Below are 14,210 nucleotides of genomic sequence, written 5' to 3'. Positions count from 1 at the left end.
CCGTTTTTTTTGTGCTGATTCCTGCCAAATTGATTGTGTTTTACATACCCCTCTGATTGATCTTTAATACCTAAACCGGGTGCCAACTCACAGAAATCCCCGTTTAAGATTAAATGTGTACTTCAAACCGATGTTCCAGCCCGTCATCTCTTAGTAGTATTGTATTTCCTTTTCCTTTGCCGGATTCTCCTTCCCACCAGGATTCTTCATTTACCTGTAATTGAAAAACAGTGAAATGGTACATTGACTGACCATACCTGTATTGTATTTCTATGGAAGGCCATTCGTAAGGGAAACATGGATTGAATATCAACTGATCCTTTTTTAATTCAATTCCAACCAAAGAGGAGAGAATAAACTGATACATCCACCCGGCAGAACCGGTGTACCATGTCCATCCACCTCTTCCTTTATGTGATTCGTTTGCATAAATATCTGCAACCATCACATAGGGTTCTACTTTGTACACTTGTACTGCATTTTGGTCTAAAGCATGTTTTATGGGTTGTATCATACTGAACAATTCCCATACTTTTCCACGGTTCTTTTGTGCTGCAAAAGCCATAAGAGCCCAGATAGCGGCATGCGAGTATTGGCCTCCATTCTCTCTTACCCCTGGTACGTAACCCCTTATATAACCCGGGTTAGGGCCATAGGTGTCAAACGATGGTTCGAGTAATTGAATTATTTTCAAATCTCTATTAACCAGATATTTGTCGAGTGCACGCATTGCCATCTTTTTTCTTTCATCATTTCCTGCACCTGATAAAACAGACCAGCTTTGTGCAATAGCATCAATGCGACATTCAACATTTTCTTTTGAACCTAACGGAGTACCATCATCAAAATATGCTCGGCGATACCACTCACCATCCCACCCTGATTTTTCTATGTTAGATTGAAGAGTTGCTGCCTCCTTCCTGCACGCCTCTGCAAACAGATCATCTCCATTCGTTGTTGCAATAGCAATAAATTTTGTTAGAACGTCGTAGAAGAAAAATGCGAGCCATACACTTTCTCCTTTGCCTTTATTTCCTACACGATCCATACCATCGTTCCAGTCTCCTGTGCCAATCAATGGCAAACCATGTGCGCCAAAACGACGGCTGTATTTTATCGCACGAACACAGTGTTCATACAAAGTGCCCTTTGCATTCAAAGTCACGGGCAAATCATAAAGCGAATCTTCTCCTTCATTCAATGGACGGCTGTCAAGAAAACCAACCTGCGTTTGTAAAATATCTAGATCACCAGTAACAGTAAGATACCGTGATACAACAAATGGGAGCCATAGCAGGTCATCGGAACAACGTGTACGAACGCCCCGGCCTTCCGGTGGATGCCACCAATGTTGCACGTCACCTTCGATAAATTGCCTTGACGCACTTAATAATATCTGTTCTCTCGCCATGGCAGGCTGCGTGTGTAGCAAAGCCAGCACATCCTGCAATTGGTCCCTGAATCCGAAGGCTCCACCCGATTGATAAAATCCGCTGCGGGCAAATATTCTGCATGCTACGGTTTGATAAATAAGCCATCCATTGGCTAATACATTCAAAGAGGCGTCCTGAGTTGTTATTTGTACAGCACTGACAATTTGCTGCCAGTAATCTTTTACATTTTGTAAAGATTGAATGACCGCATCCCTGTTGACAAACTTTTGCAGTAGTGCATTTGTTTCCTGAATGTTCTTTTCATTCCCGATCTGGAATATAATTTCCTTTTCAGCGCCGTTCAATAAATCAAATTTTACATATAGTGCCCCACAGGGGTCAAGAGCTGCTCCGGTTCTTCCTGAAAGTTTTTTCCTATACAAAGCCTGTGGATCATCGAGTCTCCGGTTCCTTCCAATAAATTCTGAACGGTCTGCAGTGTAGCTGAAATTATAACCGCCTTCCACTTTAAAATAACTGATACGTTCCGAAAATGCTGAGTTATACCTGTTACGAAACAAAAGTGCACCAGTGTTTTTATCCTGCTCGGAAAATACATGTAAATTGGTTTTAGATCGTACATCGCCAAGGACAATTTCAAGAAATCCCATTGCGGAAAGTTTTCGTTCGCGACCTGATTCGTTCTTCAATTTCAATACAACAAATTTTACAGGAAGGTCCTTATCTACAAATACAGACATCTCTGAATGAATACCACTCTCAATATGTTCGAAAATTGTATAGCCAAATCCATGTGTTATTATGTAAGGCGATTCTCCTTTCTTGGGAAATGGTGAAGGGCACCAGAAAGTTCCTGTTTCTTCATCACGTAAATAAAAAGCTTCACCCCCTGCATCACTAACCGGATCATTGCTAAATGGTGTGATGCGGTATTCATGGGCATTAATGGCCCATGTGTATGCAGATCCATTTTCAGATACTACTGTTCCAAATTGCGGGTTCGCAATCACATTAACCCAAGGCGCAGGAGTGGTGTTACCTTTATCAATGATGATTTTATATTCTTTTCCATTTTTAGTAAACCCACCAGTTCCATTAAAGAATAAAAGATCATTGGGCAATGAAATTGCACGTTGTTGTACCGGTAAAGAGACTATTTTTGTTTCCAGCAAGGAAGGTAGCGGCCTTTCAAAGATTTGATTTGTATCCTGCTCCAATAAGCTGCCTTTGTTATCAGAGATAATGATACGAGCAACGCTTTCAAAAAGCAACCTGTCTTCTGATGATAATTGATCTGCAGATTTTACATAAATATTTCCCGCCCTTTGCTGCCCCGGTGTATTAGCCTCTGCTGTTATCAAACCAAGAATTTGTTCCTGTAAAAATTGCCTGTAGGAGCCATAATCTTCATTCCAGATCACAAGATCAACAAATAGCCCTTTTAATTTCCAATAAGCATGCGCCTGTATCATTTGTTTTACTAACTCCACACTTTCCTGTTCATAAACATGAAGTAATACAATGGGCAGATCACCGGAAACAGAGTGACTCCACAGCCCCGACTGTCCACGATAATTGTTTTGGATTACCGCAGCATCGGCACGCAAATTTGAATTAGAATAAATAATAGAAGATGCCAGCCGGTTGTATAATTGCGCATTTGATTCTGTTGCATTAATCTGTCGCAGCAGGACCTGGCTGTGAGTCCATGAAAGTTCAAATGCGCGATTTTTTAAAAAGCGGTCCGTGTATTTGAACATCAAATTTTCACAGGCTTCTTTATCATCTGCGATACCATAAACAAGATCAATTGTTGCCGTTTGATTGGGTTTAATAAGAATGCGGTACCGAATAGACATAACCGGATCAAGTACTGAACCTTCCTTACCTGAAAGAATGGCATCTATTGCCTGCGGATGTTGCAATGTTCTTCCTCTTCCGATAAATTGCATGCGGTCTGTTTCATACGATACATCTTCCACGTCGCTTCCATTTACATGCATCAGGTGAAACATCCAGGGAGGAGTTTCTTCTTCAGAACGTGGCCGTCGCGTGCAATAGATCGTGTTGTGTTCGCGAACTATCTGGGTCTGAACAAACAAGTTGCTGAATGCAGGATGCGCTTCATCCGATGCCTGTGTCGCCATCACCACTTCTGCATAACTTGTCACTTCTAATATTTTTACCGATTGTGCTTCGTTCGTAATTCTTATCCTTCTTAATTCAGTGTCATCTTCCGGGGAAATAACAATCTCTGTCTTTGTATGAATACCAAAATCGCGTCTTCTAAATTCAACGTGACCTTGTGAAAAAATGGCTTCATAATTTTCTGCGGATTGCAAAGTTGGTTGGTGTGTATTGGACCAGAATTTTCCGCTATTCACATCTTTGATATAACAGAAAATACCGAGATCATCTTTGGTTCCATCTTCGCGCCAACGTGTAACGGCCATATTTTTCCATCGGCTGTAGCCACCTCCTGAATTGCTTATCATTATCTGGTAAGGACCATTGCTTAAAAGCTGTATTTCGGGCAATTTTGTATTCGGCGAACCAATGCTTCTTACCTGCACGTCCGCTGCTATCATACCTGTTTCAATAATGTCGGAAGTATGCGCATAGAAAACCGTTGTTCTTGGCACGCGTTCCTGCAAAAGCAAAAGGGTTGCATTGAAACGAAGTTCTGATTCAAACCTCTTCTGCATCGGCTTATTGAGTAATAAATATGCCAATGAAAGTAAACCCATGCCCTGGTGGTGTACCATATAGGAGCGCACAATACTGTTTGTATTTCCTCGTGGCACACGACTTGGGGTATAATCAATCGCTTCATAAAAACCATATCCGCCAGTGAAGCCTTGTTTGAATAGTGTTTGCAAATTGCTACATGCTTTTTGCGGCGAAACCATCAGCGCTAGCATTGAGGCATAAGGAGCGATAACCAGGTCCTCTTCAAGTCCTCGTTTTAATCCAAGACCCGGCACACCAAATGCACGATACTGGTAATTCAGATTAGCATCCACCGAGTTATATCCGGATTCCGAAATACCCCATGGAACTTCCCGTTGTGCACCATATTCTATCTGCCGCTTTACAGTGGCCATATTGGTTTGATATAATAAGGTGTTTTCGTAAGAAGGCATTACTAACTGTGGCATAAGATATTCGAACATAGAACCGCTCCATGAAAGCAAAATTGGATCGCCTCCCGAATTGGTTAGCAACCTTCCTAATGCAAACCAACTCTCCTGTGGCAATTTCCCCTGTGCTATGGCAACAAAAATTCCGAGTCTTGCTTCAGAAGCCAGCAAGTCATAATAACTATTATCCTTTCTTTGTTCTTCAACATTATAACCGATCCTTAAAAGATTGGTTGACTTTTCATAAAGGAAATCGTATTCTACTTCGCTTAGTTCTTCGCATTGTTCCGCTAATTGAACCAATGAACGAATTCTTTCATCAGCTATAGTGATTGAATTTGAAATACATTCATGCATTTTTCTTAACCAACCGATAGTTTGTGTATCTTTTTCGGTCTGCAAATACAATTCAATTAATCTTAAAAGCGATTCTGGACGGTCGTGCAAATCATTCAGCGTGGGGATTTCATCCAAAATGTGGAGTTCTGAAAGGTTTTGAGGCACAGGTAATAAGTCGATCCATGGTATAATGTGAAAAAGGTCGCATTGCAAACCCTTCACTTGTTGCGATAACTTCAGCAGCCATTTTTTTACTTCGGAATCCATGGTAGACGACAGCAGCGATAACTCGTTGGTTAAAGAAAGCAGTTCATTCAAATGTTGTTTTGTAACACTCAGTAAATTGCTTTTTTCATCTATTACACTGGTCAAAATAGCGAGTATCTTTTCTGTTTGCTTTGCATCATGTCCATGAGAAATTTCCTCTGCAATTTTCACTGTAGCCACTAAACCTTCAAAATTTCTATTGGAAAAAACGGGTTCATGTATTTGTGATAATAACCCTTGTTTTAAAGTAAGAAGGTGTCCGACGAGGTTGCCACTATCTACCGTAGATACATATTTCGGATGAAGCGGTAATAACGAAAGGGTATCATACCAGTTATAAAAATGTCCGCTGTATCGCTCCAACTTCAGCATTGTTGAAATCGTGTTGTTACATCTTCTCCACATTTCCATTCCACTTATATATCCAAAATCATATGCAGCAAGATTCGCTAGCAATGAGAGACCCATATTAGTGGGAGATGTACGATGCGCTATTACAGCTATGGGTTGTTCCTGAAAATTATCGGGCGGTAACCAATTTGATTCTGCATTGACGAATTGTTCAAAGAAGAACCATGTTTTTTGTGCCGATTTATGAAGAAATAGATATTGAGCTTCAGAGAGATTCGGTTTTTTTTCTATTTCTTTTTTACTCAAACGCCATGCAATTGCTGGCGCACCAAGCCACAATAAGAGTATAGGGGCAGCAACATATAAGGCTGTGGCATTTAGGTAAGCTAAAAGTATTGTGGTGATAATGGATAACAGTGATGTAACCCACAGCGCTTCGTAAGAAGATTGTAGATTGTTACTACGAATTCCGGATGCAGCATAAGGCGTCCATTGCAATAATTTTTTGTGCGAGAAGATCATCCTCCAATTTGTACGCACAATTGCATCCATATTTTTAAAGGCTTCATCAGGCAGAACTGCCAAATTGAAGATGAATCGGATTAAAAAATTCCGTACTGAAATTCCTACTTCAACAAAATGCGAGGTGACTGTAACATCTTCAGGTTTGTTAATCAACTGCCATCCGGCCGCGGTTATCAATGGGAGTAAAACAATAATAGTAACTACGAATGTCCAGAGCCAGGTAAAAGGATCTTCAAACCAGCCTACTAATAAAAGTAGGATTAAGGCAGGTGGTGTTAGACTCCGCCTGAGGTTATCAAATATTTTCCATCTGGATAATGCAGATAGCCTGTTTTTAGTCAAGCGTCCTTTGCCATCAGAAATGAAAGGAAGCATCCATGCACCAATTTGCCAATCACCTCTTATCCATCGATGATGCCGCTTTACGTCTGTTTCATATTGCGAAGGGCTTTCTTCATACAGGTGCACATCACCTAATAAACCAGAACGAACATAACATCCTTCCAGCAAATCATGGCTTAATATACGATTCTCCGGAAATCTGTCTTCCAATGCCTGTTCAAATACATCTACATCATAAATCCCTTTTCCAATGAAAGAACCCTGACCAAAAAGATCCTGGTACACATCTGAAGATACTTTTGTGTACGGATCAATGCCTGATAAATTACCCTGCATTTTTAAATAAAGGGAGACGGATGTTTTGGGCATACCTGGTTCCACACGGGGTTGCAAAATTCCATACCCGGCAACCACTCTTTTCTTATTGTAATCGTAAATAGGATGATTTAAGGGATGGGCCATTGTTGCAACAAACTTCCAGACAGATTCTCTTGGTAGCATTGTATCAGAGTCTAGCGTGATCACATATTTTATATTGGTTAGTATACCCTGATCACCAACTACCAATGAAAATTCATTGCGTTCTCGTTCTCTTAAAAAGGCATTCAGTGCAGATAGTTTTCCCCTCTTTCGTTCATAGCCCATCCATATTTTTTCCATTGAATTCCATTGTCTCGGTCGATGGAACAAATAGAAGGGTGAAGGCTCAGGTGCTGTATATTTTTCATTTAATTCTTCGATTCTTTTCTTTACTAATTCTACCAGTCTTTCATCATCGGGCATCGTTTCTGAGTCCGCGTCCATAAAGTCCGTCAACAAACCGAAATGCAGATTCGCTTCCCGGTTCGAAAGATATCTAATCTCCAGTCCCTCAATCAATTCTTCGATATAAGATTCGCTTGAAAGCATTGTTGGAATTACCACCATGCTGCGGCACTCAGCAGGAATTCCCCGCGAGTAATCCATCTTCGGAAGAAGTTGTGGTTGTACCCAAAGGGTAGAAAGCCAATTGACCAGCGAAACCGACAGCTGTAGGAACCCTATGAACGATAGAATTCCAACAACAGTTAAAATTTTCCAATTATAATGAACAAAATTATATTCGATATAAAATATTCCTCCGGCGAAAACAATAGCCAGGAAAAAAATGGAAAAAATGTATATCAACACAGGCATTTTAGCTACAATCTGGCTGAATTTCAAGCGCAGAGTGTAATGCATGCAACAGGAATGTTCCATTTCTTTCAGACCCTTATCAACTAAATAATAGCCGATATGTTCTTTTCTTTTAGAATAGGCATCATCGGTTTTATTTTGATATGTTAATTTAAGGGCATTTTGGGCTACTTCGGTTTCAGACAGGTCACAAGATTTTGAAATTCTCTCCACGACGTGGCGATAACGATCCCTTGTAGCAAAATCCAATAAGGAATAAGTACCTGTTTTGTCTTGTCGAAATACTTGTTCCACACTGCTAAGTGTTTCAACAAACTCACGCCAGTCTGTAGCAGCAAGGAAGCGCAAAGTACCAATGCTGTTGCGCACAGACACCTGATCGATTGCCTGCTTTTGATTTTCCTGCAATACAAGATCATTGCTGCTGTTTCCCAATACAGACAACTGCTGCTCCATCCAGTTAAGTGGTAATGCAAGTGCAGGGCCATTGCCTTGTAATTTGCGGGTAAAACAGGATATGAAATGACTGTCTAATACCGGCTTTGATCGGGCCATGTCAGCGATAATGAGAATCAGGTCCTGGGGCTTATCCATTGCAGTTGCAATCATTTTATCCGCCCAATGATCAGACAAATTATGATCTATTACATCCAGGGCTATTTTGCCTGCAAGCCTGCGTAAATTTTCAATAACTGCCAAACGTAACATAATCGGGATAGCCCATAGTTCACCAAGTGTAAGATTTGTTTCCGACTGGTAATTGGCAACAAAGCGAGTTAAGCTGTTAACGTCAACACGGCCGTCACTATGAGCAATAATTTCCAAAACAATATCGTATACGCGCGGCATTCCTGCGGACATACCTTCAGCGAGATAAGGCAAGGCCTCACTATATCCTTTAGGTAAATGTTTTCTCGCAATTACCACCTGCTCTTCTATCAGGTAGAAATTATCGAGCAGCCATTCAGATGCAGGTGTGATAGCTTTATCACTCCTTATACTTTCAACAAGAAGATTACGTACTTCCAGCAATATTTTTTCATTGTCCTCCAACCGTTTCAACAGTTGATCAGCGGATTTCCCTTTTTGAAGTTTATGAGACTTCGCAAGTACTTTGCCATGACGATCCATTTGATCTGAGGCATATAGTTCCGATCGAAAAGGCTCCTCTTCGTATTTGCGCAACGTATTGTCATTAAGAAAATTGAACCGTAAACGTGATAATATGTCTGATACAGTAGTGGAAGTAACCTTCATGTTAATTTATATTCCTGATATGTTTATCTATGCAGGTAGGTAGTCACCCTTTAAAATTACGTTGGATGGTTTCTTGTGAAATAGAATGTAAAAATTACATCATTAAATTGTCTTCTCTTTAAGAATGCAACGGAGTGAGGTAGTAGCAATGTAATATAGGTATAATAAACTGCATTGCGTCATTTATTTAGTTTCTGTATGCCGTCATTCACAACTTTGGGGTAACAGTTAAACCAGCTGGGATAATTGAATCATAGAATAGATTTGACATTGTTGGTTATCTGGCGAATAATATAAGAGATAACATACACTTATAGCAAATAACACTTCTAATAATACGTTTCACTATTAAATGTCTGTGTTTTAGATAAATCCTCTGTGAATAGGTTCGAAAGTTGTTCCCTCCTCTGCAAGTGTAAAACCTTCGAGTCGAAAGATTTGGAGGATTTATCCAGCTAAGTCTCTCCTCTAATTGTCCTTCCCTTAAGTTGAAAAAGTAAATTTCCACAAAACCTACTTTCAAGCTCTGCGCATTTCCCGAAAACAACATCCTTTTGTTACTATTAATATAATTCATACATTTATATACTTCTGTTGAATAGCTGTTTTACATGTATAATTGCTTGAATTGTTCCCATTAATCTGCCACTTTGGAACTTCATTTTAAATATACATTCACCCAAAAATTATTATATTCATTTGATTTATTTTTTCATATAAGTGCCGATTTGTTAATCTGTTCTCTCAAATGTGAACCCAGCAATCGACCTTTTACGTTCATACCGGAATCAATTACCCGTAACGTCAACCCAGCCCGTTCGCAACTAATAAATAACCAGGAATAAAACATAATACATGTTAATGGAATCCCGGCAACCGAATACTTATTATATTAAGCGTTTTATGCGATATCTGCGTCCGCACATCGGCAGAGAACTCCTGTTATTATTGATGATGTTAATAGTCAGTGCCTGCTCATTGGCAACCCCATATATCCTTAAGATCATTATTGATGACGTTTTCCCCAAAGGCAACTATTCTCAGCTCATATCCGTATTGTTTACGCTGGTAATCATTTACCTCATTCGCATAATCTGTTCCCTTTTTACAGACTTCCTGTATGCAAGGATTAGCCAGCAGGTCATTGCTGCAATACGTGCCGACGTTCTGAATACCATTCTTGCACGGCCCATATTGTTTTTCCGGGAAGTAAAGCCTGGAGACCTTTTGTTTACTATAATGAATGATGTACAGAATATTCAGCTGACCGTATCCTCTTTTGTGCTAACCTTCACATCCGACCTGCTGACGGTCATTGGCATCATGATCATGCTGGCAATACTTAACTTAAAGCTCACTGTTATCAGCCTGTTAATCCTCCCTGCCGTTATATTCAGTATCAGGAAATTTACACCTCATTTACAATCTAATTTCAGGAATATACAGGAAATACAGGAATTGCTGAACAACTTTGTACTTGAGAAAATCAAGAATATCCGTGTTGTTCGTAGTTATAATGCCACTAAATTTGAGCAGGATAACCTGTTTAAACTCCAGCAACAGGATATAGCGGCCAATACCAGGAATACGGTATTAAGTTCCCTGAATACCAATATCACCGTTTTCCTGATAGCGATAGGGCCTGTCATTGTACTGATGTACGGTGGTAAGGTCGTGTTTGAAGGTGCCCTTACCATTGGTTCTTTGATCGCATTCATACAATACCTGAACAGGTTATATGCTCCCTCCATGAATATTATGAACAGTTATAATAAATTCGCAAAGGCCTTAATATCAATGGAGCGTGTGAGTAAATATCTTCCGGATGATTTTCCGGAAAGATGTGGTACAATCCAGACGCCGGATTTTCAAAACATCACCTTTAGAAATGTTTCGTTCGCTATCAATGACAGCCAGATACTTCATCACATAAACCTGCGTTTTGAAAGAGGAACCATCTATGGAATAATAGGCCCCAGCGGATCAGGTAAAAGCACCATCTCCAGTCTGCTGTGTGATTTTATTCGCCCTACAACAGGAGAGATTCTCCTGGACGAAGAAGTGCCAATGTCATATTTATCTGACTGGCAAAACTCATTAGGACTCATAGAGAAGGAAAATCAACTATTCAGCATCCCTATTTTCGAAAATATCAGGTATGGTAGTTTTAATGCGTCAGAGCCGGAGGTCTTAAAAGCGGCGACTGATGCCAGTTTGATGGAGTTTGTCGAAAATCTGCCTGATGGACTTAATACTAGCATCAATGAATCTGCTGCGTCTTTATCAGATGGACAGAAACAGCGAATAGCCATCGCCAGGGCTTTTTTGAAAAAGGCAAAAGTGATCATTTTCGACGAGGCCACCGCTTCCCTTGATATAAAACTGGAACAGCAGATAATTTCAAGTCTCAGGAAGAACCATCGCGATGCTATCATCATTATTATTACGCACAGGCTGCAATCATTACGCCACATGGATTATGTGTACAATATCGAAAATGGTTTTGTTGTACAGGAAGGAACACCAGATGCTTTTATCACCAATGGCTGGCCCCATCATTATAATACAGGTCAGTAAAGCCATCTCCGGAGTGAAGAACCTATTTAAGACAAATGATCAGGATCTACACCGTGATAAATTTAAACTGACTCACTACTTAAACAATAATCATGTTTTATTAATAGGATTTTATTATCTTAGTTACGATATCAGAGAATTTATTAACCTAATTGTAATGTTATGAACCCTACCCAGTTTTCCCACGCTGACACTGCAGAACTCGAAATGGAAGCCCCTTCAACTTTGTTTGCCAAGCTTTCAGACTTGACATCATTTTCTGAAATTGAATTATTAAGAGGTTGTTGTACACAGGGCTGCTGTGAATCTCCGGAATTTGAAGTACTGTAAGAGATAGTGCTTTTGGAAGGGGATATTCCGTTAAGAATATCCCCTTCTTTATTATTTTCGTATTTACATATTTAACCCATGCATATTACACACTGGTGGCCCTTTTCCCTTTCTCCCCGTTTAGAAAAATCTTTTACAGATATTAAGAACAGGCTGACCTTTGAAGACGTGTTGCTCAACACCAGGCAAAATACACTGATCATATCCAGGCTGGCTGAAGTAATGGCACATCATGTTCCCGAAATCATTGAGCGGGATGGTCTACCCTACCTCTGTCATATCATGAACGGATGGGGGAACGTGATCTATAATGAGAGAGAGATGATAGATGAGTTGCTTCCTTTTATCCATCGTAATGAATCTGATGCTCCATTTATACTGCAATGTGAACCTGAAGGAGATTTCCATCCATGGCAGACCTTCGCATACGTTGTCATGGCAGGGGTAAGTCCTGATAAGGAAATCGCAGGTACAGGCATAACAATAAAGGAACTGGCGCGTAACAGCCGCCACATAAATATAAAAAAGGACCAGGGTCAGGAGCTGGGGCACCTGCTATACGCATTGTCGTACATTGATCCTGACAGCAATACGGCGCCGTTCGTTATAGAAAACGTGGCGTATAATCTGCAGGAGTTGATGGAAAAGGCAGTACATGCACATAAATTCGGAACGTTTGAAGTATGCCGGAAGGTGCATCTGACCGAAGGACTTTGTACAATCAGCGCCAATGTGCCGGAATTTGCTCATTATAAGCCCGTAGCGGAGGTTTTTCTTAATGGGCAGCTGGATATCCTCTTCCTGTTATGCATTGCGATGGAAGAGGCTAAAAATGCGTTGGAGAACAATGTACGGCCTTCAGACGATTCGCTGCTGAGAGAAGTGAGGAATGAATTGAAAATAGCTGATTTTCTTGAAAATAATGCTTTTTATATCGGTCATCTTGCTGAACTGGCGGCACTTGCCACGAAGGCTGGCTATAAGATCCGGCGAGAGCATATCAACGCATTAAACCTGGCCGTCAATACACTGAATGAGATCATTCCGCGATATCTGCCCTATTTATTTTTCGAAGATTGTTTCCTGCATTTTGGTCATTACAGAAGAGGTGTAAGTTTGCTGGAAGCCGTGAACGGTGTCGCAAATGGTGATCCATCCGCCAACATCGACCTTGCCGCATACACGGCAAACCTGGATACACTGACCCCATTCAGAACTAATCCAGCTGCTTCGGGGGCATTGTCGGCAATAGAGAAAGCCGTTTTTAAACTGTCCAGTCCTGTAAATCACGAGCGGGAACGGTTTAATACTGTATTGGAGCATTATATACAGCATGCAAGACATTCGCTGGAGCCACGAGGCCGGTTTAAACATTTCCGGCGTATAGGGCCCCCTTCCTGGCCAAGATCTTTTCATTATGAGTTTCTCGATTATGGAGATAAGATTGGCCTGGAGATCCATATTGAAAGTGATACCGTGAAAGCTATGACCACCGCTGTGGAACACATGACGGCCAGGGTACAGGCACTTTTTTCTGAACAACCTGTGGAATGGGATCCCCTATGGTACAAAAATAAAGGACGGCTGCGGATCCTGTTCAATGACCAATATCCCGAACCGCAGATTGCGGAAGCAATGGAACAGCTTATCAGTGAGACCTTTGACGCGTTTGATCCGATTGCCAGTCACCTGCGTATTGCTCAGTAAATGTATTGTTGCAAATCTTTTTTATAAGTGCCTGCGTAATTACCCTGGCTGTAATTATCCAGGCACTTTGCATAATTGGCTGCTTCACTGGCCTTCCGTGAATTGTTATTGATCTTTCTCTCCTGGTCCGTATGCGTCAGGTGTTTAGCGCTGCTGATCTTTTCCCATTTGAGTGATAATTTAAGCTGAAGTCTGCAGAGCAGATCATTGTCTTCCCAGCCCCAGCCGGACAGCTCCGTATTCATGCCGTTCACTTTCATGAAATGTTCTTTTCGCAGCATTACCAGCCCGGGAGCACTACGGCTTTTTTCATTGATGTAATGACGGCTCGTTTCTACCAGTGCTTTATTGTTATTGATGTCTTCTATCGCTATAAAATAGGCGAGTTCGGAGATAAAACTCCTGCTCGCAGTAGCGTTTTTCTGCGATTCGTATACTTTCCTGATCGTAACAAAACAGTTGTTTGCCAGTAAAGCAGCTGCTTCAGGCAGCAGATCTTCTTCCAGTATAACGTCTGCATCCAGCAGGAACAGGTAAGTGCCCGTGGCTGCTGACACACCCAGGTTTAGTGCGAGGCATTTATTGAATACAGTAATGCCGGGTCGCTGGATTGTTATAACAGGGTAGGGGAAGGACTGCAATATATCCTGTAATATGCTGGGATCGCCCCCTACATTGCTGATGATCACTTCTACTTCGTTCTTTTCAAATACAGGTAAATTCTTATTAAGTGTTTCCGATAGTTCTTTACGGTTGCACCAGGGTATGATAACGGAGAATAAGGGCATAATTATACTTTTTCAGG

The 14,210-nt window shown here is 40.9% G+C and carries 4 protein-coding genes; 2 read left to right on the top strand and 2 right to left on the bottom strand.

Annotation, left to right across the window (positions count from 1 at the left end):
• Nucleotides 1–109 precede the first annotated feature (109 nt).
• On the bottom strand, nucleotides 110–8,791 hold the full coding sequence (locus U0033_RS09440; RefSeq protein WP_072356981.1) for a GH36-type glycosyl hydrolase domain-containing protein: 8,682 nt from the start codon (nucleotides 8,789–8,791) through the stop codon (nucleotides 110–112).
• An 855-nt stretch (nucleotides 8,792–9,646) separates the two neighbouring features.
• Between U0033_RS09440 and U0033_RS09435 the strand changes: the two genes are divergently transcribed.
• Together U0033_RS09435 and U0033_RS09430 are read left to right on the top strand one after the other, a co-directional pair.
• On the top strand, nucleotides 9,647–11,368 hold the full coding sequence (locus tag U0033_RS09435) for an ABC transporter ATP-binding protein (protein ID WP_083571315.1): 1,722 nt from the start codon (nucleotides 9,647–9,649) through the stop codon (nucleotides 11,366–11,368).
• 408 nt (nucleotides 11,369–11,776) lie between these two features.
• Nucleotides 11,777–13,405 (top strand): hypothetical protein, encoded by a 1,629-nt coding sequence (locus tag U0033_RS09430; protein WP_072356984.1) that lies wholly within the window; start codon nucleotides 11,777–11,779, stop codon nucleotides 13,403–13,405.
• Here U0033_RS09430 and U0033_RS09425 read toward each other — a convergent pair.
• Entirely contained in the window at nucleotides 13,399–14,193 is a 795-nt protein-coding gene (locus U0033_RS09425) for a glycosyltransferase family 2 protein (RefSeq protein ID WP_072356985.1), read from the bottom strand. The two genes, U0033_RS09430 and U0033_RS09425, sit on opposite strands and share 7 nt — an antisense overlap.
• Nucleotides 14,194–14,210: the final 17 nt, after the last annotated feature.

The sequence above is a fragment of the Chitinophaga sancti genome, assembly GCF_034424315.1.
Classification (GTDB): Bacteria; Bacteroidota; Bacteroidia; order Chitinophagales; family Chitinophagaceae; genus Chitinophaga; species Chitinophaga sancti.
This window is presented reverse-complemented; position numbering and strand designations above follow the sequence as displayed.

What these genes read in the sequence shown, in the direction of transcription:
- U0033_RS09430 (WP_072356984.1), top strand. Translation starts at nt 11,777, where the DNA reads ATGCATATTACACACTGGTGGCCCTTTTCCCTTTCTCCCCGTTTAGAA.
- U0033_RS09440 (WP_072356981.1), bottom strand. Translation starts at nt 8,791, where the DNA reads ATGAAGGTTACTTCCACTACTGTATCAGACATATTATCACGTTTACGG.
- U0033_RS09435 (WP_083571315.1), top strand. Translation starts at nt 9,647, where the DNA reads ATGTTAATGGAATCCCGGCAACCGAATACTTATTATATTAAGCGTTTT.
- U0033_RS09425 (WP_072356985.1), bottom strand. Translation starts at nt 14,193, where the DNA reads ATGCCCTTATTCTCCGTTATCATACCCTGGTGCAACCGTAAAGAACTA.